The sequence below is a fragment of the Cryptosporangium phraense genome (assembly GCF_006912135.1).
GTDB lineage: Bacteria > Actinomycetota > Actinomycetes > Mycobacteriales > Cryptosporangiaceae > Cryptosporangium > Cryptosporangium phraense.
On sequence record NZ_VIRS01000006.1, the window covers coordinates 56,473 to 82,307 of the forward strand.

At 70.2% G+C, this 25,835-nt stretch carries 22 protein-coding genes and 1 pseudogene; 15 read left to right on the forward strand and 8 right to left on the reverse strand.

The window, feature by feature from the left end:
- Nucleotides 1–91: 91 nt before the first annotated feature.
- The 3 genes from FL583_RS10515 to FL583_RS10525 are packed head-to-tail and all read left to right on the forward strand — an operon-like array spanning nucleotide 92 to nucleotide 5,549.
- Nucleotides 92–2,377: a glycosyltransferase family 2 protein gene (locus FL583_RS10515; protein WP_205752006.1), complete on the forward strand. Its 2,286-nt coding sequence runs from the start codon at nucleotides 92–94 to the stop codon at nucleotides 2,375–2,377.
- Nucleotides 2,374–4,320, forward strand: a complete 1,947-nt coding sequence (glxA, locus tag FL583_RS10520; protein WP_142704391.1) for a radical copper oxidase GlxA — start codon at nucleotides 2,374–2,376, stop codon at nucleotides 4,318–4,320. Before FL583_RS10515 ends, glxA begins: the two co-directional genes overlap by 4 nt.
- Nucleotides 4,302–5,549 carry a glycoside hydrolase family 6 protein gene (locus tag FL583_RS10525; protein WP_142704392.1) on the forward strand — a complete coding sequence of 416 codons (1,248 nt, stop codon included), beginning with the start codon at nucleotides 4,302–4,304 and terminating at the stop codon, nucleotides 5,547–5,549. Before glxA ends, FL583_RS10525 begins: the two co-directional genes overlap by 19 nt.
- On the opposite strand, the gene galE is transcribed toward FL583_RS10525, so the two are convergent.
- Nucleotides 5,532–6,512, reverse strand: a complete 981-nt coding sequence (gene galE / locus FL583_RS10530; protein ID WP_142704393.1) for a UDP-glucose 4-epimerase GalE — start codon at nucleotides 6,510–6,512, stop codon at nucleotides 5,532–5,534. The genes FL583_RS10525 and galE overlap by 18 nt on opposite strands.
- A gap of 63 nt (nucleotides 6,513–6,575) precedes the next feature.
- Between galE and trpS the strand changes: the two genes are divergently transcribed.
- The 3 genes and pseudogenes from trpS to FL583_RS41595 all read left to right on the forward strand — a co-directional run.
- Nucleotides 6,576–7,592, forward strand: a complete 1,017-nt coding sequence (gene trpS / locus FL583_RS10535) for a tryptophan--tRNA ligase (protein ID WP_142704394.1) — start codon at nucleotides 6,576–6,578, stop codon at nucleotides 7,590–7,592.
- A complete protein-coding gene (locus FL583_RS10540) occupies nucleotides 7,589–8,104 on the forward strand; it encodes a 2'-5' RNA ligase family protein (RefSeq protein ID WP_142704395.1) in 516 nt (171 codons plus the stop codon). The genes trpS and FL583_RS10540 overlap by 4 nt, the downstream gene beginning before the upstream one ends.
- A 16-nt stretch (nucleotides 8,105–8,120) precedes the next feature.
- A pseudogene (locus FL583_RS41595) lies at nucleotides 8,121–8,972 on the forward strand (YihY/virulence factor BrkB family protein); the annotation flags it as partial.
- 79 nt (nucleotides 8,973–9,051) lie between these two features.
- Here the strand turns inward: FL583_RS41595 and FL583_RS42875 are convergent.
- Entirely contained in the window at nucleotides 9,052–10,521 is a 1,470-nt protein-coding gene (locus tag FL583_RS42875; RefSeq protein WP_420843127.1) for a D-alanyl-D-alanine carboxypeptidase family protein, read from the reverse strand.
- 94 nt (nucleotides 10,522–10,615) lie between these two features.
- The gene (locus FL583_RS10555; protein WP_142704397.1) at nucleotides 10,616–11,452 is read right to left on the reverse strand and encodes a hypothetical protein; all 837 of its coding nucleotides are present in this window, start codon (nucleotides 11,450–11,452) and stop codon (nucleotides 10,616–10,618) included.
- 312 nt (nucleotides 11,453–11,764) lie between these two features.
- Between FL583_RS10555 and FL583_RS10560 the strand changes: the two genes are divergently transcribed.
- Nucleotides 11,765–12,004 carry an SCO4848 family membrane protein gene (locus tag FL583_RS10560; protein ID WP_142704398.1) on the forward strand — a complete coding sequence of 80 codons (240 nt, stop codon included), beginning with the start codon at nucleotides 11,765–11,767 and terminating at the stop codon, nucleotides 12,002–12,004.
- Between the two features lie 17 nt (nucleotides 12,005–12,021).
- On the opposite strand, the gene FL583_RS10565 is transcribed toward FL583_RS10560, so the two are convergent.
- Genes FL583_RS10565 through sdhC form a run of 4 tightly spaced genes read right to left on the reverse strand, consistent with a single transcriptional unit; the run spans nucleotide 12,022 to nucleotide 15,385 of the window.
- Nucleotides 12,022–12,810, reverse strand: coding sequence for a succinate dehydrogenase iron-sulfur subunit (locus FL583_RS10565; protein WP_170323581.1), 789 nt, complete (start codon nucleotides 12,808–12,810; stop codon nucleotides 12,022–12,024).
- Nucleotides 12,810–14,552 carry a succinate dehydrogenase flavoprotein subunit gene (gene sdhA, locus FL583_RS10570; RefSeq protein WP_142704399.1) on the reverse strand — a complete coding sequence of 581 codons (1,743 nt, stop codon included), beginning with the start codon at nucleotides 14,550–14,552 and terminating at the stop codon, nucleotides 12,810–12,812. The genes FL583_RS10565 and sdhA overlap by 1 nt, the downstream gene beginning before the upstream one ends.
- A 15-nt stretch (nucleotides 14,553–14,567) precedes the next feature.
- Nucleotides 14,568–14,972, reverse strand: coding sequence for a succinate dehydrogenase hydrophobic membrane anchor subunit (locus FL583_RS10575; protein WP_142704400.1), 405 nt, complete (start codon nucleotides 14,970–14,972; stop codon nucleotides 14,568–14,570).
- 2 nt (nucleotides 14,973–14,974) lie between these two features.
- Entirely contained in the window at nucleotides 14,975–15,385 is a 411-nt protein-coding gene (sdhC, locus tag FL583_RS10580) for a succinate dehydrogenase, cytochrome b556 subunit (RefSeq protein WP_142704401.1), read from the reverse strand.
- Nucleotides 15,386–15,726: 341 nt separating this feature from the next.
- Between sdhC and FL583_RS10585 the strand changes: the two genes are divergently transcribed.
- From FL583_RS10585 to FL583_RS10625, 8 genes are all read left to right on the forward strand, one after another.
- Complete coding sequence (locus tag FL583_RS10585) at nucleotides 15,727–16,782, forward strand: BMP family lipoprotein (protein ID WP_240746650.1); 1,056 nt, start codon at nucleotides 15,727–15,729, stop codon at nucleotides 16,780–16,782.
- An 88-nt stretch (nucleotides 16,783–16,870) separates the two neighbouring features.
- Nucleotides 16,871–18,406 (forward strand): ABC transporter ATP-binding protein, encoded by a 1,536-nt coding sequence (locus FL583_RS10590; RefSeq protein ID WP_142704402.1) that lies wholly within the window; start codon nucleotides 16,871–16,873, stop codon nucleotides 18,404–18,406.
- A complete protein-coding gene (locus FL583_RS10595) occupies nucleotides 18,403–19,812 on the forward strand; it encodes an ABC transporter permease (protein WP_205752009.1) in 1,410 nt (469 codons plus the stop codon). The genes FL583_RS10590 and FL583_RS10595 overlap by 4 nt, the downstream gene beginning before the upstream one ends.
- Nucleotides 19,809–21,272 carry an ABC transporter permease gene (locus tag FL583_RS10605; RefSeq protein WP_205752010.1) on the forward strand — a complete coding sequence of 488 codons (1,464 nt, stop codon included), beginning with the start codon at nucleotides 19,809–19,811 and terminating at the stop codon, nucleotides 21,270–21,272. The genes FL583_RS10595 and FL583_RS10605 overlap by 4 nt, the downstream gene beginning before the upstream one ends.
- Nucleotides 21,269–21,658, forward strand: coding sequence for a cytidine deaminase (locus FL583_RS10610; RefSeq protein ID WP_142704403.1), 390 nt, complete (start codon nucleotides 21,269–21,271; stop codon nucleotides 21,656–21,658). Before FL583_RS10605 ends, FL583_RS10610 begins: the two co-directional genes overlap by 4 nt.
- 91 nt (nucleotides 21,659–21,749) lie before the next feature.
- On the forward strand, nucleotides 21,750–23,027 hold the full coding sequence (locus FL583_RS10615) for a thymidine phosphorylase (RefSeq protein ID WP_142704404.1): 1,278 nt from the start codon (nucleotides 21,750–21,752) through the stop codon (nucleotides 23,025–23,027).
- 99 nt (nucleotides 23,028–23,126) lie between these two features.
- The gene (locus FL583_RS10620; protein ID WP_142704405.1) at nucleotides 23,127–23,780 is read left to right on the forward strand and encodes a DUF4272 domain-containing protein; all 654 of its coding nucleotides are present in this window, start codon (nucleotides 23,127–23,129) and stop codon (nucleotides 23,778–23,780) included.
- 97 nt (nucleotides 23,781–23,877) lie between these two features.
- A complete protein-coding gene (locus FL583_RS10625) occupies nucleotides 23,878–25,032 on the forward strand; it encodes a sialidase family protein (RefSeq protein WP_142704406.1) in 1,155 nt (384 codons plus the stop codon).
- Here the strand turns inward: FL583_RS10625 and FL583_RS10630 are convergent.
- Nucleotides 25,029–25,745, reverse strand: a complete 717-nt coding sequence (locus FL583_RS10630; RefSeq protein ID WP_170323582.1) for a maleylpyruvate isomerase family mycothiol-dependent enzyme — start codon at nucleotides 25,743–25,745, stop codon at nucleotides 25,029–25,031. The genes FL583_RS10625 and FL583_RS10630 overlap by 4 nt on opposite strands.
- Nucleotides 25,746–25,835: the final 90 nt, after the last annotated feature.

Sequence of the window (25,835 nt, forward strand, 5' to 3'; positions counted from 1 at the left end):
GGTCGGATCCGCGTCCGTAGGGTCCGCTTCGGTCGGATCCGCGTCCGTCGGGTCGGCCTCCGTGGGGTCGGCCTCCGTGGGGTCGGCTTCCGTGCCGGCTCCGCCGGCCGGGGACGAGCCGCAGTCGCGCGGCCGCGCGGTCGTGCCTCAGCCCCAGCAGCCGGGCGACGGTCCGGCCGTCGCCCGGGCCAGCGCGCCGATCCCGCGCCTCTCCGGCGACATCCCCCGCGTCGGGGAAGGCCCGTACGCCTCGGGCGAGGTGCCTCGGGTGTCCGGGTCGGTCCCGCGGATCTCCGGGTCCGTGCCGCGGGTCTCCGGGTCGGTACCGCGCATCCCGGAGCCGCAGCAGGGCTACGCGGGCCAGTACCCGCCGCCCGGCGGCCAGCAGCAGGACCAGCGGCCCGGCCGCGACGGCCAGGCCCAGTACGGGCAGGCGCCCCAGCAGCAGCGGGCCTACGCGGCCGCCGGCGCCCCGCCGCCTGCCGCCGCGAAGGCCTCCTCGGCCGCCCCCGGCGCGCGCGGGACCGCGAAGGTCGGTGCGTTCGAGGACACCGGCACGTTCAAGGCGATCTCGATCCCCGACTACGAGCTGCACGGGATGACGGCCGAGGACCGCGCCCGCCGCGTCTCGACGACCGGTCAGTTCCCGCAGGTCTCGGTCTACGACTACGAGCGCTTCAGCCAGCTGACCGGAGACATCCAGGTCGCTCCGGCCGGTGACTACAAGGTCCAGTACAAGAAGCTGCCCGGCCGCCGTCCGATCCGGACCGCGTTATTGGGCCTGACCACGCTGGGCCTGGAAGTCGCGTTCTTCGTCTGGTTGATCGTGCTCGGCGCCGAGCCGCGCCCGGAGGAGGTCGTCAGCGACTACCTCCGCTACGCCGCCACCGTCCTCATCGTGACGACGATCGTGGTCGAGGCGTTCCGGCTGGTCAGTACATTCACGCTGGTCGTCGCCACGATCAACAGCCGCAACCCGATCCCGGTCTGGCCCGCGCCGGACTTACGCGTCGCGTTCCTCACCACGATCGTTCCCGGCAAGGAACCGATCGAGATGGTGGAGCACACGCTCAAGGCGGCGACGAAGATCCGGCACCCCGGCAAGTACGACGTCTGGCTGCTCGACGAGGGCGACGACCCCGAGGTGCGCGAGATGTGCGCCCGCAACGGGATCAACCACTTCAGCCGCAAGGGCGTCGGCGCCTGGAACACCACCGCCGGCCCGCACAAGGCGCGCACCAAGCACGGCAACTACAACGCGTGGATCATCCAGCACGGCGCCGAGTACGACGTGTTCGTCTCGGTCGACCCCGACCACGCGCCGCTGCCCAACTACTGCGAGCGGATGCTCGGCTACTTCCGCGATCCGGACGTCGCGTTCGTCGTCGGCCCGCAGGTCTACGGCAACTGCGACAACTTCGTCACCAAGGCGTCCGAGTCGCAGCAGTTCATGTTCCACGCGATCATCCAGCGGGCGGGCAACCGCTACGGGGCCCCGATGCTGGTCGGCACGAACAACGCGATCCGGATCTCGGCCCTGATGCAGATCCAGGGCGTGCAGGACTCGATCACCGAGGACTTCGCGACCGGCATGCTGCTGCACGGCACCCGTAACCCGGACACCGGCCGCAAGTGGAAGTCGGTGTACACCCCGGACGTGCTGGCGGTCGGCGAGGGCCCGTCGTCCTGGAGCGACTTCTTCACCCAGCAGCACCGGTGGTCGCGCGGTACGCACGAGCTGCTCGTCCAGCGGAACTTCCCGAAGCTGATGGCCCACCTCGGGCCGCGCCGGATCTTCTACTACTCGATGCTGCTGGTCTACTACCCGACGACCGCGCTGATGTGGCTGGTCGGCGCGCTCAACGCGGCGATGTTCCTGGCCGGCAGCGTCAAGGGCGTCCTGGTGCCGTTCGACCTGTGGCTGATGCTCTACGTCGACGGCTTCATCCTCCAGACCGTGCTGTACTTCTGGAACCGAAGGCACAACGTCAGCCCGCACGAACCACCGGGTTCCACCGGTCTCCGGGGCGGTCTGATCTCGCTGATCTGCGGGCCGGTCTACGGGTCCTCGCTGGTCGGCACCGCCCTGCGTCGGCGTACCGGCTTCGTGATCACGCCGAAGGGCGACGCGGCCAGCGCCGACCGGCTGCGGACGTTCAGGAAGCACCTGCAGTGGGCGGTCTTCTACCTCGCGATCCTCGGGGCCGGCATCTACTACGAACACGCCTCGAGCACGATGTGGTGGTGGGGGGTCTTCCGCCTCCTCCTCTGCCTCGCGCCGGTCGTGATCTGGATGTTCAGCCGGTCCCGGCGCAAGAAGCCCGCGCAGATCCCTGCCCCGCCAGTACGAGTACGAGAAATGGAGCCTGCGGCATGAGTCCCCGCCCCCGTCCGCGCTGGAGTGCCAAGCGGCGCGTGCTGGCGAGTTTCCTGAGCGTCGCCGTCCTGGCCGCGTTAGGCGTCGTGAACCGGCCGCTGGTGGCCGCGGCCATGGACCGGGTCTACGACTTCCAGGCCAGCCAGCCCGGCTTCCAGGCCCAGAACGGCCGGTGGGACTTCCTGAAGATCCCGTCCGCGTACCGCATCAACGCGATCCACGCGGCGCTGCTGCCCACCGGCAAGGTGCTGCTGATCGCGGGCTCCGGTAACCGCGACAAGGTGTTCGCCAAGGGCACGTTCAAGACCATGCTGTGGGACCCGGCGACGAACCACTTCAAGATGATCCCGACGCCGGTCGACCTGTTCTGCGGTGGCCACGCGTTCCTGCCCGACGGCAAGCTCGTCGTGGCCGGTGGCACCCAGCGCTACGAGGTCCTCCCGGCCAACGTGAAGCGCGCCTCGGGCACGATGACCGTGATCAACAACAACCCGAACCGGCGTTACGTGCTCGGCAAGGGCACGATCTTCACCTCGCAGACGACGGGCCTCAAGTACCACTCGACGCAGACGGCGGTCCTGAAGCCGGGAACCAAGAAGACCGTCGGCAAGAAGACCGTGACGGCCGGTACCGGCACCGCGGTCTTCGTCGAGGCGCTCGACGAGGGCCAGGGCAAGGGCGTCGACAAGCTCCAGCAGTTCACGATCACGAGCTCGCTCAAGGGCCAGGACGCCAAGGACGTGAAAGCGAGCGCCCTGAACATCGGCTACAAGAAGCAAGAGTTCCAGGGCATCGCCGACAGCTTCGAGTTCAACCCGTACACCGAGAAGTACGAGCGGGTCAGCGACATGGTCGACGCCCGCTGGTACCCGACGCTGGCTCAGCAGTCCGACGGCTCGCTGCTCGCGGTCTCCGGCCTCAACCAGGTCGGCGGCCTGGTCGCCGAGACCGAGCGGTACCTCCCGGCGAAGAAGAAGTGGGTCGCCGAGCCGAAGATGACCAAGCAGTACCCGACCTACCCGGCGCTGTTCCTGATGAAGAACGACAAGCTGTTCTTCTCGGGCTCCTCGTCCGGCTACGGCCAGCCGCAGTCGCAGCGCAAGCCCGGTATCTGGGACACCAAGACGAACACGTTCCAGGAGGTGCCCGGCCTGCCGGACGCCGACAAGCTGGAGACCAGCGCGTCGCTGATGCTCGCGCCGGCCCAGGACCAGAAGATCATGGTGCTCGGCGGCGGCAAGAACGGCGACTCGCCGGTGTCGACGAAGCGCACCGCGGTCATCGACCTGAACCAGGCCAACCCGACGTACAAGCGGACCGCGGACCTGCCGAACCCGACGCGCTACCTCAGCGCGGTGCTGATGCCGGACGACTCGGTGTTCACGACCAACGGCTCCAAGGACTACCGGGGCCGCGGCGAGTCCGATCTGTACACGGCGCAGATGTACCACCCCGAGTCGGACACGTTCGACCCGGTGGCCCGGCCGCGCGTCGGCCGTAACTACCACTCCGAGGCGCTCCTGCTGCCCGACGGCCGCGTGGTGACGTTCGGCGGCGACCCGCTCTACAAGAGCAAGGACGACTTCAGCCAGGGCGACTTCGAGCAGCGGGTCGAGATCTACACCCCGCCGTACCTGCTCAACGGCAGCAAGCGGCCGGCGATCACCGACGGCCCGAAGACCGCCAAGCGCGGTGCGACCGTCCACTACACCACCCCGGACGCGGCCAGCGTGGCCAAGGTGCGCCTGCTCAAGCCGAGCTCGGTCACGCACACCACCGACGTCGAGCAGCGGTCGCTGGCGGTGGACTTCAAGAAGACCGGCGACGGCATCGACCTGACCGTCCCGACCGGGGCCGCGATGGTGCCGGCCGGCTACTACCTGCTGTACCTGATCAACAACGACGGAACCCCGTCGGTGGCCAAGTGGGTGAACATCTCCTGACCGGCACTCCCGAGCCACCCCGTCCCGGCACCTCGAAAGAGGCGCCGGGACGGTCGGCTGAGGTGCCGGGGCCGTCGGCTGAGGTGCCGGGGCCGTCGGCGTTCGCCCCGACCGGCCTCTTCACCCCCTCGGACGACGCCCCGCCGGACGACGCGATGCCGGACGACGCGACGCCGGTGGCCGAGACCGAGAAGACCGCGCCGGGCCGCAGCGCCCCCTGGATGTGGCTGGCGCTCGGGGCGGTCGTGCTGCTCGCGCTCGGGGCGCTGGTCTGGAGCCGGGCCGGCGAGACCGTGGCCGAGAAAGCTGCCAAGGTCCCGCCGCTCAGCCAGCCGTCGGACCCGGACGACCCGTTCTACCTGGTGCCCGGCAGCGCATCGGAGCGGCAGCGGGCCACCTGGATCGCCGAGGGCCGCAAGGACGACGCGGCCCTGCTGGAGAAGATCGCCTCCCAGCCGACCGCGACCTGGTTCGCCGAGGACGGCCCGGACCTGACGTCGAAGGTGACCGCGGTGGTCGACGGCGCGGCCAAGGCCGGACGCACGCCGGTGCTGGTCGCCTACGACCTGCCGAACCGGGACTGCGCCGGCCCCGGCGCGGCCTCCGGCGGCGCGGCCGACGCGGCCGCCTACCAGGCGTTCATCGGCAAGCTCGCGGCCGCCACCAGGAACAGCGCGGCCTACCTGATCCTCGAGCCCGACGCGGTCGTGCACACGATCGACGGGTGCCTGAACGAGGCACAGGCCAAGGAGCGGTTCACGCTGCTCACGAACGCCGTGCGGACGCTCAAGGCCAACCCGAAGCTCAAGGTGTACCTGGACGCGGGCAACTCGGCCTGGATGCCCGCCGACCAGATGACCCAGGTGCTCTACGCGTCCGGCCTCGAGCAGGCCGACGGCTTCGCGCTCAACGTCGGCAACTTCCAGACCACCGAGGCGTCGATCGCCTACGGGGCGAAGATCGCCGGGAAGAGCGCGGGCAAGCACTTCGTCATCGACACCAGCCGGAACGGCGCCGGCGCGCCGCCCGAGTCCGACGACCTGCGGTGGTGCAACCCGCCGGGCCGGGCGCTCGGCCCGGCACCGACGACGAAGACCGGAAACCCGCTGGTGGACGCCTACCTGTGGGTCAAGCAGCCGGGCATCTCGGACGGCGCCTGCCGAGACGGGGCCCCGGAGGCCGGGCAGTTCTGGCCCGACTACGCGCTCGAACTAGCCGCGAGCGCCTGACCGGTAGAAGTCCCAGGCGTCGGACACGATCTGGTGCAGATCCGGACGTGACGGCACCCAGCCCAGCTCGTCCTTCGCGCGCGCGCTCGACGCGACGAGCTCGGCCGGGTCGCCCGGGCGCCGGGCGGCCATCTCGACCGGCACCGGCGCGCCGGTCACCGCCCGGACCACCTCGACCACCTGCTGGTTGCTGAACCCGTTGCCGTTGCCGAGGTTGTAGATCCGGTGCCGGTTCGGCTCGATCGCCTCCAGCGCCAGCAGGTGAGCGGCGGCCAGGTCGGCGACGTGGATGTAGTCGCGCACGCAGGTGCCGTCGGGCGTCGGGTAGTCGTCGCCGAACACCTGCAGCTTCTCCCGCTTCCCGGCCGCGACGTCGAGCGCGATCGGGATCAGGTGGGTCTCGGGGTCGTGCCGCTCACCCAGCGCGGGGCCGGATTCCGGGAGGTACGCGCCGGCCACGTTGAAGTACCGGAGGCTGATCGCCCCGAGCCCGTGCGCGGTGCACTCGGCCCCGATCGCCGCGTCCACCGTGAGCTTCGTCCAGCCGTACGGGTTCGTGGGAGCCTTCACCGCGTCCTCGGTGATCGGCACCTCGAGCGGGTTGCCGTAGACCGCGGCGGTGGAGCTGAAGACCATCCGGGGCACGCCGGCCGCGCGGATCGCGTCCAGTAGCGCCAGCGAGCCGATCACGTTCGTGTGGAAGTGTCGCTCGGGGAACTGCACCGACTCGCCGGCCGCGATCTTGGCCGCGAAGTGCAGCACGCCCTCGAACCCGGCGTCCGGGGTGAGCACCGAACCGACGTCGTGGATGGCCAGCTCGTGCAGCGGCACCCCGGCCGGCAACGCGTCGGCGTGACCGGTCGAGAGGTCGTCGAGCACGGTGACGTCGTGCCCGGCGTCGACCAGGAGTCGGGTCACGACGCTGCCGATATACCCGGCTCCACCTGTCACCAGCAGTTTCATGTCCGCTCCTCCGGATCGCTTCCGGTGCGATGGTATCGATCCAGTCCTGACACAATGTCGGGCATGGGTGAGACACGTCCCCGAGTGCTGTCCGGTATCCAGCCCACCAGCGACTCGTTCCATCTCGGCAACTACCTCGGGGCGGTACGCAACTGGGTGGCGATGCAGCAGACCCATGACTGCTACTTCTGCGTCGTCGATCTGCACGCGATCACCGCGGGCCACGACCCCGAGGCGCTGCGCCGCCGTACCCGGGTGTCCGCCGCGCAGCTGCTCGCCGTCGGCATCGACCCGGAAGAGTCGGCCCTGTTCGTGCAGAGCCACGTCCCCGAGCACGCGCAGCTCGCCTGGGTGCTGTCGTGCATCACCGGCTTCGGCGAGGCCAGCCGGATGACCCAGTTCAAGGACAAGTCCGCCAAGGGCGGCGTCGACCGGTCCAGCGTCGGGCTGTTCACCTACCCGATCCTGCAGGCCGCCGACATCCTGCTCTACCAGGCCGACGCCGTCCCGGTCGGCGAAGACCAGCGGCAGCACGTCGAGTTGTCGCGTGATCTCGCGCAGCGCTTCAACAGCACGTTCGGCGAGACGTTCACGGTGCCGAAGGCGTTCATCGTCCGCGAGTCGGCCAAGGTCTACGACCTGCAGAACCCGACCGCGAAGATGAGCAAGTCGGCGTCGTCGCCGGCCGGCGTCATCGACCTGCTCGACGAGCCGAACCGCAACGCGAAGAAGATCCGCTCGGCGGTCACCGACACCGGCCGCGAGATCGTGTTCGACCCGGAGAACAAGCCCGGCGTCAGCAACCTGCTGACGATCTACTCGGCGCTCACCGGCCGCACGATCGACGAGCTGACCACCGCGTACGAGGGCAAGGGCTACGGCGACCTGAAGAAGGAACTCGGCGCCGTGGTGGCCGACTTCCTGACGCCCATCCAGAAGGCGACCCAGGAATACCTCGACGACCCGGCCGAGCTCGACCGGGTGCTGGCGATCGGGGCCGAGAAGGCCCGCCGGGTGGCCGCCCCCACCCTGGCCGCGGCCTACGACAAAGTCGGGTTCCTTCCGCCGGCGGCCCCGTGACCCGCACGATCGGGGTAGCGCTGTCGATTCCCGCCCCGTTCGGCGGGCAACTGGACGAATACCGCCGGACCGCCGGCGACCCGATGGCCGAGTTCATCCCGGCCCACGTCACGCTGCTCGGCCCCACCGCGCTGGCCGACGACGACGTGCCGGGCGTCGTCGAGCACCTGCGGGTGGCGGCCACCCGGCACGCGCCGTTCGATCTGCACCTGCGGGGGAGCGGAACGTTCCGCCCGGTGACCGCGGTCGTCTTCGTCGCGGTCGCCAGCGGGATCAGCGAGTGCGAGATGCTCGAGAAGGACATCCGCACCGGACCGCTCGATCGGGAACGGCTGTACCCGTACCACCCACACGTCACGGTCGCCCACGATCTGGACGACGAGGCCCTCGACCGGGTCTACGCACGGCTCGCGCATTTCGAAGCGCGATTCCGGGTATCTGGTTTTACGTTGTTCGAGCACGGGATCGACGGGCGTTGGCGCCCACAGCAGGACTTTCCCTTCCCGGTGTAGGCGTTGGGGGCGCGGCATGGCCGATCGGTTCGTCGCGTTCCCCGGGGTTCCGTCGTGGGTCGTCGGCCCGGTCCGGCGCGCCCGCGACCGGTGGCGCTGGTTCGACACGGTGATCGTGGCCGCGGTCCGGTTCGACGACGTCCACGGTGGCCGGCTGGCCGCGGGCATGACGTACTACGCGTTCCTGGCCGCGTTCCCGCTCGGGTTGCTGTCGTTCTCGATCCTCGGCTTCCTTCTTTCCGACGACGCCGCGCTGACGATGCAGGTCGAGCAGTTCCTCCTGCAGAACATCCCCGGGCTGCCGGTCAGCGCGATCGCCGACGCCCGGAACACCGCGGGCATCATCGGTATCTTCGGCTTCCTGTTCGCGGGCCAGCGCTGGGTGGACTGCATCCGCAGCTCGGTGCGGGCGGTCTGGCGGCGCAACGAGTTCCCGAGCAACTGGTTCGTCCGGACGTTCAGCGACCTGGTCGCGCTGATCGGTCTCGGCGCCGCGCTGCTGCTCTCGGTCGGCGTCACCGTGATGATCTCCAGCGGAGCCGAGTGGGCGCTCGGGGCGGCCGGGCAGGACGGCCCGATCGGCACGACCACGCTGAGCGTGCTGGCGTTCCTGGCCGGGATGATCGTCAACGTCGTCGCGTTCGTCGGGTTCCTGGCCGGGCTGCCCCGGCTGCGGATGTCGTTCCGGCGGGTGATCGGCCCGGCGCTGCTCGGTGCGGTCGGGCTCGAGCTGCTCAAGACCGTCGGGCGCGTCTACATCAACATGACCGAGTCCAACCCGGCGTACACCGTCGTCGCCGGCACCGTCGGTCTGCTGGTCTTCCTCAACCTGTTCGACCAGCTGCTGCTCTACTGCGCCGCGCTGACCGCCGTCGCCAAGCGCGGCGGCGCGGTCGTCGACCGCACCGCGTCCTCCGACGAGGCCGACTGCGTCGAGGTCGTCGCGGTCATCGAGACCCCTCCGGCCGACGCGGGTCGGTCGGCCGACGGGGATCATGCGGACGACGGGGACGGTCCGGGTCAGCCGACGGTGCGCTATATCGCTGCGGAGGACGGCCGGCCGATCGCGGGCGGGGGCCGGACGGACCTCGATCGGGCTCCCGTCGTGACGAGCGCGGAGGCCCACCCGGCCCCACCGGATACGGCAGCCGCCCGGGACGACGTCGTCGCGCGGCCCGGGCCCGCACCTGCCGAGCCCTGAGCAAGCCGATGCCCACCACCAGCAGGCTCACGCCGACCACCCCGGCGCCGACGAAGTAGGCCGAGGGGCCGTCGGTGGTGCCGGCCGTCGCGATCTTGCCCGCCCGCTCGGCGTCCGCCTGGTGCGTTTGAGCCGGAGACGGCGCGTCGTTCGCGCCGTTCACCAGACGGCCGACCGGAGCGGTCGCGGCCGGGAGGGCGAAGCCCCAGTCGAGCAGGCCGGCGGCCTGCTGCCAGAGCGGCTGCGGCCGGTGCTCGCCGTCGAGCATCGTGACGACGAGCCGGCGGCCGTTCCGGGTGGCCGCGCCCATGTAGGTGTGCCGGGCCAGGTCGGTGTAGCCGGTCTTGCCGCCGATCGCGCCCGGGTAGTTGTACAGCAGGCGGTTGTCGTTCTGGATCTGGAAGCCGGCGTACGTGCGCGGCGGCTGGACGTTCGGCTTCTGCGGCGGGATCTGCGCGGACCTGGTCGCGGTGAGCTTGCGGAAGTCCGGGCGGGCGAAGTCGGCCCGGGCGATCAGGGCCAGGTCGTAGGCGCTGGTCCACTGGCCGGGGCCGTCGAGGCCGGACGGGGTCGACGCGTGCGTGTCGTGGGCGCCGAGCTTCTCGGCGGTGTCGTTCATCGCCGCGAGCCCGCCCTTGACCCCGTTCTCGCCGCCGGCCAGCCGGGTCAGCACGTTGGCCGCGTCGTTGCCGGAGACCAGCATCAACCCGAGCAGGACGGTCTGGACCTTGTAGCGGCCGCCCTCGACCAGCCCGACCGCGGAGCTGCCGGACTCGAACGCCAGGTCGCCGGTGGTGACGGTGACGGTCTGGTTCGGCTTCACCTTCGGCAGCGCGGTGAGGACGGTGAGCAGCTTGAGCGTGCTGGCCGGCGGGTGGAGCGCGTGCGGGGCGCAGGCGGCGAGGACCTGGCCGGTGTCGAGGTCGGCGAGCACCCAGGAGTGGGCGTTGAGGCTCTTCGGGAGCGGCTTCGCGTTCTCCGGGAGGACGAGGCCGTCGCTGCCCATCCGCTCGCCGCCGACCGGGTCGCCGTCGTCGTCCCTGGTCGGCGGCGTCGGCTGTGGCGGGGGCGGCGGGCTGATCGGCGGTGAGGCCTTGGCGATCGGGCACGCCGGGTCGTCGGCCGCCTGGGCGGGGTCGGCGGGCGTGGCGACGCCGAGGCCACTGACGGCACACACGAGCGCGAAGGCTGCTGCTGCGAGTCGCCGGGGTGTCACTCTGCGAACGCTACCGAACCGTGGGCACGTTGCTCGTGAGGTGGACACGTAAACGGGGTGTGGGCCGTTCGCCCACACCCCGATTCGGTGCGCGTCAGGCCGTGGGAGGGGGCGTCGTCGTGCCGAGGAGGGCGTCGAGCTTGGCCTCGATCGTGTTCAGCCGCTGGTCCACGTACTCCTTGAGCTGCTCGACCTGGGACTGGTGGTCGCGCTTCATGGCCGACTCGCGGTACGCCGCACCGTTGCCGCCGTGCACGACGTCGTCGATGGAGTCGAGCTGCTTGCGAACCCGATCCCACTGCGCCTGCGGCACCTGGGCCATGTCTTCTCCTCCGTTGGTGCGGAAATTCTCGTAGTCGCGCAGGATCGACGAGTTGTCGTTCTCGTGGCCGGCCAGACCGGACAGGTGCAGGTGCTGGTCGGCCGACGAGTACCGGCCGCGGAACGAGTCCTTGCGGGTGTACTGGTGGCCGTTGATGTTGAGGTAGTAGACCCACTTGTACGAACCGGCGCGCAGGCGCGGAATCAGCCAGCGCTCGAGCCCGGTCATGTTCGGGGCCTCGAGGTCGATCGCGTAGACCTTGCCGACCTTGCAGGCGCGACCGGCGTAGCCCTCCGAGCACCAGGGGGTGTGGCCACCGGAGCCGCGTAAGTGCGACGCGTTGCCGATCACGCCGAGGCAGCTGTAGCCCCGGCTGCGCATGGCCTGGGCGGCGTCGTACTCGTCGGCGACCGCTTCGATCGGCGTCCAGCGGACGCGGGCGCCGGTGGACGGGCGGATCACGACTCCACCGTCGCGGATCGCGTTCGGGACCGCGGAGCGCACGGCGGTCGCGATGCCGGATCTGGCGCCGGCGGCGGCGCTCTGTCCGGCCAGCGGCCGGGCGGGCGGCGGTGTCTCCTCGGCGGCCAGCGCCTCCGGGTCGATCATTTCGCGAGGCCAGGACGATGCCGGTTCGTTCGACTCGAGAGAGTCCGGGACCGACGGCATGACCGCGGCTAACGCGGCGAGTTCGGCGTCGGTGTGGAGCGCCTCTGGGTCGCTGGTTCGGGCATCATCCGGCAGTGGCTCGGACACGTTGAGCGCCTCCGGGACGGTGTCAGTTCCTCCGTGGCCAGTACCTCGGGTGGCCTCGGTGCAAACTCAGAGTAGCGATTGTTCTTCCGTTTGGCCGAGTCCTGAGCGTATGCACAGGTGAGCCACAGCACTCTGTCGTCGCGCGGGGGTGGGCATAATGGAGCGGTGATTTTGTCCCGTCGCTGGTCAGCGTTCCTTCTCGTCGCCGGAGCCTGGAACTGGCTGATCTGGCCGCGGTTCGCCAAGGCGATCTGGGACGACCCGCGCGCGTGGCACAACGGCACCCCGACGTCGTTCCTCACCGTCCACGCAGTACTCATCGTGACGGCCCTGATCATCGGCACCGTGATCGCCTACGTCGGCTACAAAGGCCTCCGCTCGGCCGCGAAGCGGCCGTTGTCCTGACCTGGACGGGCCGCCCACTAGACGCGGCGGAACAGTAGGGCTCGCTTGACCTCTTGGATGGCCTTGGTGACCTCGATGCCTCGGGGGCAGGCGTCGGTGCAGTTGAACGTCGTCCGGCAGCGCCAGACGCCCTCGGCGTCGTTGAGGATCTCCAGCCGCTCCTCCGACCCCTGGTCCCGCGAGTCGAAGATGAACCGGTGCGCGTTGACGATCGCGGCCGGTCCGAAGTACTCGCCGTCGTTCCAGAACACCGGGCACGACGACGTGCACGCGGCACACAGGATGCACTTCGTCGTGTCGTCGAACCGGGCGCGGTCCTCGGCCGACTGCAGGCGCTCCTTCGTCGGCTCGTTGCCGTAGGCGATCAGGAACGGCTTCACCGCGCGGTACGCGGCGAAGAACGGCTCCATGTCGACGATCAGGTCCTTCAGGACCGGCAGGCCCTTGATCGGCTCGATCGTGACCTCTTCGCCGTCCCGGGTCAGCAGGTCCTTGAGCAGCACCTTGCAGGCCAGCCGGTTGACGCCGTTGATCCGCATCGCGTCCGAGCCGCAGATGCCGTGCGCGCACGACCGGCGGAACGTCAGCGTGCCGTCGATGTATCCCTTGACGTGCCCGAGCGAGTTCAGCAGCCGGTCACCGGGCGTGACCGGGACCTCGTAGGTCTCCCAGTGCGGCTCCTCGTCGACCTCGGGGTTGTACCGCCGGATCTTGAGGTTGACCGTCCGGATGACCGTGCCGGACACGGTCTTCTCGACGAGTTCCTCGTCGGTCGCTTCGCGGGTGATCTCCATCGTGGAAGCCATCAGTACTTGCGCTCCATCGGCTGGTAGCGGGTGACGACGACGGGCTTGGTGCCGAGCGTGATGTCACCGTTCGGCTGCCGGTAGGCCATCGTGTGCTTCATGTAGTTCTCGTCGTCGCGCGTGGTGTAGTCCTCGCGGGAGTGGCCGCCGCGCGACTCCTTGCGGGCCTCCGCGCAGAACACCAGCACCTCGGCCAGGTCGAGCAGGAAGCCCAGCTCGACCGCCTCGAGCAGGTCGGAGTTGTAGCGCTGGCCCTTGTCCATGATCGAGATGCGGCCGTAGCGCTCCTTGAGCCCGGCGATGTCGTCCAGCGCCTGCTTCAGCGAGCCCTCGGTGCGGTAGACGGCCGCGTTGAGGTCCATCGTGTTCTGGAGCTCGCGGCGGATGTCGGCCACCCGCTCCTCGCCGGTCGACTCCCGGAGACCCTCCACCAGCGCGACGACGGTCGTCTCCGGAGCTTCCGGAAGGTCCACGTGTGAGTGGGCCAGTGCGTACTCGGCCGCCGCGAGACCGGCCCGGCGTCCGAACACGTTGATGTCGAGCAGCGAGTTCGTGCCCAGGCGGTTGGCGCCGTGCACCGAGACGCAGGCGACCTCACCGGCCGCGTACAGGCCCGGGATCACGTGCTCCGAGTCGCGCAGCGCCTCGCCGTGGATGTTCGTCGGGATTCCGCCCATCGCGTAGTGCGCGGTCGGGTACACCGGCACCGGGTCGGTGTACGGCTCGACGCCCAGGTACGTGCGGGCGAACTCGGTGATGTCGGGCAGCTTGGCGTCGAGCTGCTCCGGCGGCAGGTGCGTGAGGTCGAGGTAGACGTAGTCCTTGTGCGGGCCGGCGCCGCGTCCCTCGCGCACCTCGGTGGCCATCGCGCGGGCGACGATGTCGCGCGGCGCCAGGTCCTTGATCGTCGGCGCGTACCGCTCCATGAACCGCTCGCCGGCGTCGTTGCGCAGGATGCCGCCCTCGGCCCGGGCGCCCTCGGTGAGCAGGATGCCCAGCCCGGCCAGGCCGGTCGGGTGGAACTGGTAGAACTCCATGTCTTCCAGCGGCAGGCCCTTGCGCCAGACGATGCCCATGCCGTCGCCGGTGAGCGTGTGCGCGTTCGACGTCGTCTTGAAGACCTTGCCGAAGCCGCCGGTCGCGAACACGACCGCCTTGGCGTGGAAGACGTGGATCTCGCCGGTGGCGAGCTCGTAAGCCACGGCACCGGTGCACACGGGGCCCTCGGGGCCCTCCGACATGATCACGTCGAGCACGTAGAACTCGTTGTAGAACTCGATGCCGTGCTTGACGCACTGCTGGTAGAGCGTCTGCAGGATCATGTGGCCGGTGCGGTCGGCGGCGTAGCAGGCCCGGCGGACGGCGGCCTCGCCGTGGTTACGGGTGTGGCCGCCGAACCGGCGCTGGTCGATCCGGCCCTCGGGGGTGCGGTTGAACGGCAGCCCCATCTTCTCGAGGTCGAGGACGGCGTCGATCGCTTCCTTGGCCATGATCTCGGCGGCGTCCTGGTCGACCAGGTAGTCACCGCCCTTGATCGTGTCGAAGGTGTGCCACTCCCAGTTGTCTTCCTCGACGTTGGCCAGCGCGGCGCACATGCCGCCCTGGGCCGCGCCGGTGTGGGACCGGGTGGGGTACAGCTTGGTCAGGACGGCCGTACGGCACCGCTGGCCGGCTTCCAGAGCCGCCCGCATGCCGGCGCCGCCGGCCCCGACGATGACCGTGTCGTACCGGTGGAACTGCATGTCGCGCTCCCGGGGTCAGGAAATCGTCGGGTCGAACGTGAAGATGACCAGCGTGCCGAGCGCGATGATCAGCGTCGACGCGGTGAAGAGCAGCATCTTCAGCCAGAACCGGGTGCTGTCCCGCTCGGCGTAGTCGTTGATGATCACGCGCAGGCCGTTGGTGCCGTGCAGCTGGGCCAGCCACAGCAGGGCCAGGTCGAACACCTGCCAGAACGGCGAGGCGTACTTGCCCGCGACGAACGCGAAGCTGACCCGCTGCACCCCACCGTCGATGAACGCGTTGACGATCAGGTGGGTGAACACCAGGACGACGAGCAGCAGCCCGGACAGGCGCATGAACACCCAGGCGTACATCTCGAAGTTCGTGCGGTTGGCCGCCCGCCGCCGGGGCGTGCGCGGTGCCTCGATGTCGACGGTCATCGCTAGCTCCCGAACACTTCGAGGAAGGCGTGCTTGAGCAGGTAGTACGTGCTCGGAACCATAAGCGCGACCCAGAGCACGACGATCACCCGCAGCATCACGGCCTGGTACTTGGTGCCCTTGGACCAGAAGTCGACCAGCACGATCCGGATCCCGTTCAGGGCGTGGAACAGGATCGCGGCGGTCAGGCCGAGCTCCATCACGCTCATGATCGGATGCTTGTACGACGCGATGACGTCGTTGTAGGCGTCCGGCGACACCCGGATCAGCGCGGTGTCGAGAACGTGGACGAAGAGGAAGAAGAAGATCAGGACGCCGGTGACCCGGTGGGCCACCCACGACCACATCCCCTCACGACCGCGATAGAGCGTGCCCGCCGGTAGCCGGCGAGCCGTAGGTGCAGCGCTGGGCATGCCCGCATGCTATTCCCAGGATCCGGACACGCCGTTGAGGGTGTGACCCGTCTGACCAGGTGAGTGGCCACTCTCACACCGCCCGCTCGCCGACTGAATCGGTTCATTAGCTGCCAATGGAAGACGTTTACGTTGGGCAACAGTTGCCGTTACCTATTCGGCGTGTCGACTGCCTACTTTCCGTCGTCATCGCGGTTTAGTCACGGTCCGGTGACGACTGCCTGCTCCGCTTCTTTACACGTCTACCTGCGCCTACGCTCCCCCTGATCTGCCCCGACCGTGTCCGCCAAGCGGCGCGGCGGCGGATGTAGACGGGGTCGGGCAAATGGAGGGAGAAGGTCTTGCGCTACCCGCGTGGGATGAAATTCGCGGCGGTGGCCGCGGTCATGGCGTTGGCACTCACGGCCTGCGGCGGCAGTGACAGCGACTCGAGCAGCAGCTCGGACTCGTCGTCGTCGAGCTCCGCGCAGACCCTGAAGATCGGCCTCGCCTTCGACATCGGCGGGCGGGGCGACAAGTCCTTCAACGACTCCGCCGCGGCCGGCTTCGACAAGGCGGCCAAGGAGTTCAAGCTCGAGAGCAAGGAACTCGCGGCCAAGGACGGCGAGGTCGACGCCGACAAGGAGGCGCGGCTCAAGGAGCTCGCCGACGCCGGCTACAACACGATCGTCGCGGTCGGCTTCGCCTACGCGAACGCGCTGAAGGCGGTCGCGCCGGACTACCCGGACACGAAGTTCCAGATCATCGACGACGCCAGCGTCACCGGCGACAACGTCGCGTCGTACACGTTCAAGGAGAACGAGGCCGCGTACCTGGTCGGTGCGCTGGCCGCGCTGTCCAGCAAGTCCGGCACCGTCGGCTTCGTCGGCGGCGTGAACAACCCGCTGATCCAGAAGTTCCAGGCGGGCTTCCAGGCCGGCGCCAAGGCGGCCAAGCCGAGCATCAAGGTCCTCTCGACCTACATCTCGCAGCCGCCGGACTTCAGCGGCTTCGCCGCCCCCGACAAGGGCAAGGTGGCCGCCACCGGTCTCTACGAGCGGGGTGCTGACGTCATCTACGCCGCCGCCGGTCTGTCGAACAACGGTGTCTTCGAGGCGGCTGCGGCGGCCAAGAAGTGGGCCATCGGTACCGACTCCGACCAGTACCAGACCGCGGCCGCCGCGGTGAAGCCGTACATCATCGGGTCCGCGCTCAAGGGCGTCGACACCGCGGTGTACGAGTTCATCAAGTCGGTCGAGGGCAACTCCTTCAAGGCCGGTAACACCGTGCTCGGCCTGAAGGAAGACGGCGTCGGGTACGTCATCAACAACGAGCAGTTCAAGCAGTACGCAACGCAGATCGACAAGTTCAAGGCCGACATCATCTCCGGCAAGATCACGGCGCCGGACAAGCTGTAAGCGCCTGCAACCGGCCCCCGCTCCTCGTGAGCGGGGGCCGGTTGTGTAATCAACCCCTACGTACCACCGCCGAGGAGAGGAGACGGCCATCTCCGAGACGACCGCCCCCGACGGCCCCCCAGCCGTCGAATTGCGGGGCATCACCAAACGTTTCCCGGGCGTCGTCGCCAACTCGGACATCAATCTTTCGGCGAACCGCGGTGAGGTGCACGCGATCGTCGGCGAGAACGGCGCGGGCAAGTCGACGCTGATGAAGACGCTCTACGGCCTGCACAAGCCGGACGAGGGCGAGATCCGGATAAACGGACAAGCAACCAGCTTCTCCTCGCCGTCGGACGCGATCAAGGCCGGCGTCGGCATGGTCCACCAGCACTTCATGCTGGCCGACAACCTCACGGTCCTCGAGAACATCGTGCTCGGCAGCGAGCCGACCCGGTTCGGTTTCCTCGACCGTCGAAGGGCCCGGGCCAAGGTCAACGAGATCGCGAGCGCCTACCACCTCGACGTCGACCCGGACGCCCTGGTCGAGGACCTCGGCGTCGGTGACCGCCAGCGGGTGGAGATCCTCAAGGTCCTCTACCGCGGCGCCCGCATCCTGATCCTGGACGAGCCGACCGCGGTGCTCGTGCCGCAGGAGGTCGACGAGCTGTTCGGCAACCTGCGCGAGCTCAAGGCCGAGGGCCTGACCGTGCTGTTCATCTCGCACAAGCTCGACGAGGTCCGCGCGGTCGCCGACCGGATCACGGTGATCCGCCGCGGCACCACGGTCCGGACCGTCTACCCGAACGAGGTCACCGCCCGCGACCTGGCCCAGCTGATGGTCGGCAGCGAGCTGCCGGAGCCGGAGCTCCGCGGGTCGACCGTGACCGACCGGATCGTGTTGGACGTCAAACAACTGACCGTCCTCGCGGCCGCCGGTCGCCCCGTCGTCGACGGCGTCGATCTGGCCCTGCACGCCGGCGAGGTCGTCGGCCTGGCCGGCGTCGAGGGCAACGGGCAGGCCGAGCTGGTCGAGGCGATCATGGGCATGCGCCCGTCGACCGGCCTCGTGCGCCTCGGTGAAGAGGACATCAGCGACTGGGACACCCGCCACCGCCGCGAGGCCGGGATCGGGTACATCCCGGAGGACCGGCACCGGCACGGGCTGCTGCTCGACGCCCCGCTCTGGGAGAACCGGATCCTCGGCCACCAGACCCAGCCCCCGAACGCCCGCGGCGCGTTCATCAACCGCAAGGGCGCTCGTGAGGACACCGAGCGCATCGTCCGCGAGTACGACGTCCGGACGCCGAGCGTCGACGTGTCGGCGTCCTCGCTCTCCGGCGGTAACCAGCAGAAGCTGATCGTCGGCCGGGAGATGAGCCACGACCCGGTCGCGCTGATCGCCGCCCACCCGACCCGCGGGGTGGACGTCGGCGCGCAGGCCGCGATCTGGGACGAGCTGCGCCGGGCCCGGGCGGCCGGGCTGGCGACGCTGCTGATCTCGGCCGACCTCGACGAGCTGATCGGTATGTCGGACACCCTCTACGTGATCCTGCGCGGCCGCATCGTGGCCCAGGTCGACCCCCACAGCGTGACCCCCGAGGAGCTCGGTGCTGCCATGACCGGAGCCGGTGAAGCGGCATGACCCTCGCACTGCGAGCCCGTCGCATCGGGCTCATGCTGGCCGCCCCCGTGCTCGCCCTCGTGCTGGCGAGCTTGCTGGTCACGCTGTTGCTGATCGCGCTGGGCAAGGAGCCCGGCGTCGTCCTCGACGCGATGGTGCAGTCGGGCAAAAGGCCCGCGAACATCGTCGACATCGTCAACCGGGCGACGTTCCTGTACATCGCCGCGCTCGCGGTCGCGGTCGGGTTCCGGATGAACCTGTTCAACATCGGCGTCGACGGTCAGTACCGGCTGGCCGCGTTCTTCGCCGCCGCGGTCGGCGGCGCGATCGCGCTCCCCGCGCCGCTGCACATCGGCGTGATCCTGATCGTCGGGATGGCGGTCGGCGCGGCCTGGGCCGGCATCGCCGCGGTGCTCAAGGTGACCCGCGGGGTCAGCGAGGTGCTCTCCACGATCATGCTGAACGCGATCGCCACCGCGGTGATCGCGTTCCTGCTGCGTGACGGCATCCTCGGCGTGCTGTCCGACGGCGGCAACGACGTCGGAACGAAGCCGATCCCGTCGTCGGGCTGGTTTCCGTCGCTGGACCCGATCGCGCGCCCGATCATCGAGGCGCTGAGCAACTCCGGGCTGCTGGACTCCGACACCGTGAAGCACCCGAAGCTCGCGGCCTCGAAGGAGGTCTACGGCTTCCTGATCGTCGCGATTCTCCTCGGCATCCTGTACGCGGTACTGGTCGACCGGACCCGGTTCGGGTTCGACCTGCGGGCCAGCGGCAAGTCGCCGACGGCCGCGGTGGCCAGCGGTGTGAGCACGAAGAAGATGATCCTGATCAGCATGTTGCTGTCGGGCGCGGTGGCCGGGCTGATCGGCATGCCGGAGTTGCTCGAGGGCCGGGGTCACAACTACTCGCTGAACTTCCCGAGCGGGATCGGGTTCACCGGTATCGCGGTCGCGCTGCTGGGGCGCAACAACCCGATCGGCATGGGACTCGCGGCCCTGCTCTGGGGCTGGGTCGACGTCACCACGCGGTCCCTGGCCATCCTCGATCCGCCCAACGACACCTCGGACAAGGTCGCGTCGATCGTCCAGGCCTTGATCGTGTTCTGCGTCGTCATCGCGTACGTCGTCGTCAACCGGTGGACCAAGGCGCAGGAGGCGCGCCAGGTGGCCCGCCAACTGGCCTCCGGCCAGGACCTCTCGACCGAGGCTCCGGTTCCGGCCGCGGTCGGCGCGCGTTCCGACAACGCCAATGCGGACGCTTCGCCGGCGCGAGCCGCGGAAACCTCGCCGCCGCCCGCAGCCGAACCGCCGCCGGCCGCGGAGCCACCGGCCGCGGAGCCGCCGGGCGCGGAGCCGCCGGGCTCGGAACGGCCGGGCGCGGAGCGGTCGGGCGAGCGTGGCACCGAGCGGGAGGACGGGCGATGAGCCTCATCGACACCGGTACGGCCGCCGCGCCCGCGGCCGGCCCCACCCCGCCCGCGCGGGTCAACCGGACCCGGCTGTACTACGTGCTGGCCGCGGTCGTCATCGCGTTCTTCGTCGTGCGGGCCCTGCTCGGGGCCGACGACCTCACCTCGGCCGGCGCGATCCGGGCCGCGCTCCAGCTCGCGGTCCCGATCGGACTCGCCGGCCTCGGCGGGGTCTGGACCGAGCGCGCGGGCGTCACGAACATCGGCCTCGAAGGCATGCTGATCGTCGGCACGCTGTTCGGCGCCTGGGCCGGCTGGCAGTGGGGACCGTGGACCGGCGTCGTCGCCGGGGTCGTCGCGGGTGCGCTGGTCGGCGCGCTGCACGCGCTCGCCACCGTCGTGTTCGCGGTCGACCAGATCGTCTCCGGCGTGGCGATCAACATCCTCGCGCTCGGCGTCGGCGGCGTCCTCGGGAAGGTGTTCTTCGAGGGCAAGCCGGCCGCCAGCGAGCGGCAGTCGCCGCCGATCCCCGACATGGGTACCTGGTCGATCCCGGGCATCGACGACCCGCTCGGAAAGCTCGAGGGTCACCACTGGGTCGTGATCTCCGACCTGGCCGGCATCCTCCGGGGCGTGTTCGTCGGGCTCTCGCCGCTGACCGTGCTGGCGATCCTGCTGGTGCCGCTGTCCTGGCTCATCCTCTGGCGCACCGGCTTCGGCCTGCGGCTGCGCTCGTGCGGTGAGAACCCGACCGCGGCCGAGACGCTGGGCGTCGACGTCTACCGGACGAAGTTCATGGCCGTCGTCATCTCGGGCGCGTTCGCCGGGCTCGGTGGCGTCTACCTGGTGACGGTCTCCAGCGGCACCTACCTCGAGGGTCAGACCGGCGGCCGTGGCTTCATCGGTCTGGCCGCGATGATCTTCGGCAACTGGACGCCGGTCGGCACGGCCGCCGGTGCGCTGCTGTTCGGGTACACCGACGCGCTGCGCCTGCGGTCGGACAACTCGTCGGTGCCCGCGCTGCTGGCGTTCGCCGCGGTCGCGCTGATCTACCTGGCGGTCCGGCAGATGTGGCGGATCTACCAGCGTGACGGGGGCGGGGTGCTGGCCCGGCGGGTGGCCCCGTCCGGCGTCTGGCTGGTCGCGGTGGGCGTGTTCGCCGCGTTCGTGGCGCTGGGGGTGTCCGCGGCCGACGGCTGGGGGACCACCGGCATCGTGACGCTCGGATTGCTGATCGCGGCCGCGATCGGGTACGTCGGGGTGCGGCTGGGGCAACGGACGGAAGCCGGCACGCTGACGCTCTACCTGCCGACCGCGGTCGTGCTCGGGGTGCTGACGCTGATCGGGTTCGACGTCCCGAACCAGTTCGTCGGCGTCACCCCGAACATCGCGACGCTGCTGGTTCTGGCGTTCGCGACCCAACGCCTCCGGATGCCCGCCGCCGACGGCCTGCCGTACCGAAGAGGCCAAGGATGATCGACTGGGAGGCTCTTCGGGCCGCCGCCACTGAGGCGATGCACAAGGCGTACGCGCCGTACTCGAAGTTCCCGGTCGGGGTGGCCGGGCTGGTCGACGACGGGCGGGTCGTCGTCGGGTGCAACGTCGAGAACGCCTCGTACGGGCTGGGGCTGTGCGCCGAGTGCGGGATGGTCTCGGCGCTGGCGGCCTCCGGCGGCGGCCGGCTGGTGGCGGTGGCCTGCGTCGACCGCTCCGGCAACCGGCTGATGCCGTGCGGACGCTGCCGCCAGCTGCTGTGGGAGTTCGGCGGCCCTGAGTGCCTGCTCGACACCGTGTCGGGCGTCAAGCCGATGCGTGACGTGCTCCCGGACGCGTTCGGGCCCGAGGACCTGGTCACCAGGTAAACGCCGTGCATACGTGGCGTTGCGTTCCTGGGCTGAGGTAGGTCGGCCGGTCCCGCGTACGATCGTGGCCCGGGTGAGTTAGCGGAGGCGTGTGGTGCACTTCACGGCAGTCGATGTGATCCGGGCGAAGCGTGACGGCGGCGCCCTCACCGACGCGCAGATCGACTGGGTGGTCGACGCCTACACGCGGGGCGAGGTCGCCGAGGAGCAGATGGCGTCGCTCGCGATGGCGATCCTGCTGCGCGGGATGACCCGCGAGGAGATCACCCGCTGGACCGCGGCGATGATCGCCAGCGGCGACCGGATGGACCTGTCGGCGATCCCGCGCCCGACCGTCGACAAGCACTCCACCGGTGGCGTCGGCGACAAGATCACGCTGCCGCTGGCCCCGCTCGTCGCCGCCTGCGGCGCCGCCGTCCCGCAGCTCTCCGGCCGCGGCCTCGGGCACACCGGGGGGACGCTCGACAAGCTCGAGTCGATCCCCGGCTGGCGGGCCCGGCTCACCACCGAGGAATACCTGGCCCAGCTGCGGGAAGTCGGGGCCGTGGTGTGCGCGGCGAACGACACGCTGGCTCCGGCCGACCGGAAGCTCTACGCGCTGCGCGACGTCACCGGCACGGTCGAGTCGATCCCGCTGATCGCGTCCTCGATCATGAGCAAGAAGCTGGCCGAGGGCTCGTCCGCGCTCGTGCTCGACGTCAAGGTCGGGTCGGGCGCGTTCATGAAGACCGAGGCCGACGCCCGCGAGCTGGCCGAGACGATGGTGGCGATCGGCACGGCCTCCGGGGTTCGCACGGTGGCCCTCCTCACCGCGATGAGCACGCCGCTGGGTTACGCGATCGGCAACGCGGTGGAGGTCGAGGAGAGCGTCGAGGTGCTGGCCGGCGGCGGCCCGGCCGACGTCGTCGAGCTCACCGTGGCGCTGGCCCGCGAGATGGTGGCCGCGGCCGGCATCGACGCCGACCCGGCCGAGGTGCTGGCCTCCGGCAAGGCGATGGACAGCTGGCGCGCGATGATCAGCGCGCAGGGCGGCGACCCGTCGGCCCCGCTGCCGACCGCGCCGGTCACCGAGGTCGTGCGGGCCGAGCAGGACGGCTACCTCACGCTCGACGCCTACGCCGTCGGGGTGGCCGCCTGGCGCCTGGGTGCCGGGCGCGCCCGCAAGGAGGACGCGGTCTCCGCGTCCGCCGGCATCCGGCTGCACAAGCGTGAAGGCGACGCGGTGCGCGCGGGCGATCCGATCCTCGAACTGCGCACCGAGGACGCCGAGCGCATCCCGTCGGCGCTCGACGCGCTGTCCGCCGGGGTTTCCGTGGGCACCGCTCCGGCGGACGCCTCCCCGCTCGTGCTCGGCCGGATCGGCGGTTGACCCGTGGTGTGCCAGCCGGTCCCCTCGCGCCGTCGTGCGCCGGTACAGGACGGGACACCCGAGCCCGACGGGCAACCGGTCGCGGCCCCGGACCCGCTGATGATCCGGGCCGCGACGATGGCCGACCTGGCCGAGCTCGGCTTTCCGGCGCTGCCCGACGGCTACCCGCTGATCTGGGAGCAGGGTGACTCGGTGGCGCTGCGGCCGACCGAGGAGCTGCTCGGCCGGTGCGCGGTGCTCAACGCGGTGCTGGCCGGGGTGTTCGGGGCGCCGGCCGAGCTGACCTGCGGCTGGCTCGAGCGCAACGGCCTGGTCGAGGCGGTCACCGGCCCGGAGTGGGCGTTCCTGTCCGAGCGGAAGGGCTCCGGCGACCTCTACGGGCTGCACGTCGAGGCGCTCTGGGCGTTCGCCTGGGTGCTGGGCGTCGGCGAGGACCTCGACCCGGGACGCTACTGCGGCGAGGGCCTGGCGGCCTGGTTGCCCGACATCGGCGCCGACGAGTCCTTCGTGGACTGGCAGGCCAGGGCGGGCGCCCGGCCGCGTCCGGCGGTCGAGGTGGCCGCTCTGCTCGATCTGCACTACTGCTTGGACTGGGGGCATGTCCAGGCGTTGATGAACGACGAGCCCACTCCGGGCGTGACGCTACCGTACGTGATCGGCCAGCGACGGTGGGCGCTGGAATGGGCCGTCACCTTCCGTGGTCCCTACCATCCCGAGCCTCCGCGCTGGGATGAGGTCGATCTGGCGAGCTGAAAAGCCTTCGCGCTGCGACCTCGCCTCTCTAGGGTGGTATCGAGGCGCAGTGCTCCTGAGGTCCCTGCGTCAGAAGTGACCCGAAGGGATGCTGACAGTGACGGAATCAGGCCGTCCGGCCGATCCGCTCAGAAGACGCACGCTTTTACCCCTTGTCGTCATTGGTGGGCTGTTCCTGGCCGCCTGCGGGCAGGGATCCGCCACCGGGGAGACCGAGAACACCGCCGGGCCGACGAGTGACGACACGCTCAGCTCCAGCCTCGCGTCCTACACCGGGATCCCGATCGGTGGCCGCTTCGAGGACGCCGAGCACGGCGCGGTGGTCCGGGCGAAGTGCGCCGCCGACGGCTGCGGGTACCAGGTCCTCACCACTTCGGACGGTGGGAAGACGTGGTCGACGGCCGACGTGCCGGGCCCGCCGGTGACCAGCACCCCGCTGGACGACGCCTATGCGGTCGTGCTGCCCGGTGGCCAGATCGTCACCGAGATCCAGGTCGACGCCGATCGTCCGGCCCGGCGCACCGCGGACGGCGGCAAGACCTGGGCCCCGCAGAAGGCCGCGCCGGTCGGCGTCACGACGTCGGTCGCCGGCAACGAGGCGCTGGTCGGCTGGTGTGCGCAGAGCGTCGACTGCGCCGAGCCGCTCCTGCGGGTGATCCGTCCGAACGGGACGTCGGCCTCGTTCGGGCCGCCGCCGGCCCAGCTCACCGAGACGATCAGCGCGAGCCGCGTTCCAGAGGGCGCGCTCTGGGTCCAGGGCCGCGACGGCGTCGGCCGGGTGGTGCTCGCGGTGAGCCGCGACAACGGCAAGTCCTGGACGCTCAACCGGGTACCGGCCGCGGCCGCGTCCACGGTGAGCATCGCGGGCGCCGGCGATGCGGCCTGGGCGCTCTCGCTCAGCGACCCCGACACCGGGGGCGCCGGCGGAACCGTGCCGACCGAGCCGGGCCGCAAGACGCGCCAGTCGCTGCTCTACAGCGCGGACTCCGCGCGGACGTTCAACCCGGTGAAGCTGCCCGAGGATTACCGGCTGAACACCGGCAGCGGGGTCGGCGTCACCGACTCGGGTGCGGCCGTCATCGCCTCCGACGGCCGCGTAGCGGTCGTCACCCCGGACGGCGACGTCACCGACGTGCCCGACGTCCAGGGGGCGGTGTACGACCTGGGTGACAAGGTGCTGGTCTACGGCCCGAAGGCCAGCTGGGTCACCTCCGACGGCACCACCTGGAACCAACTACCAGCCCTGACCTAGCTCCAGGGTGGGAGTTCCGGTGGGGTGCCCTTGATCTCGAGGGCCGGGGCGGCCAGGCCGACCCGGCCGAGCAGCCAAGCCAGCAGCGCGGAATCCGGCCCCTCCAGCGACGCGACGATCTCGCCGGTGCCGAACCGGCTTTCGCCGACCTGCACCGCGACGCCCGGCGCCAGCCGGGCCGGCAGCTTGGCCAACTCGTGCGGCAGATGGGTGCCGACGAACTCCTCCGGCCAGGACTCGATCGTGTAGACGTCGAGCCCGAGATCGACGTGGTGGATCTCCACCTCGCGCCAGCGCGCCCACGCGCACCGGGAGGCCGGGTAGGCGCCGGTCGGGAACAGCACCTGACGCCCCCAGGTCGGCGCGGTCATCCGGGCGAACGCGTACACGACCTCGCGGTTCGACTCGGAGACCTCGTCCATGAGGTCGTTCACGTCGCTCTGAGCCCCGGTCTCGATCTCGGCATCGCGGACGGCCGGGCCGCCCGGGTACGCCTCGACCGACCGGTGCGTGAGCGCTCCATCGACCAGCCGCACCATCGCCGCCCCCTGCCGGGACACGTGGGCGATCACGTGCGCGCGCGACCAGCCCGGCAGCACCGACGGCTCGCGGATCTCGGCGTCGGTCAGCGTCGCGATCGTGCCGAAGAAGCGCTCCTGAGCGAGCGGAACGTTGGCGACGGCGGCGGGGAGATCGTAGGTCGAACTCGTCACCCGGCACATCCTGCCCTGGGCGGGACGCTGCGTGCAGGACCGTTAACGCGATTCGCGCCGAACGGTCGATCTAATAAGTCCAACGTCTGG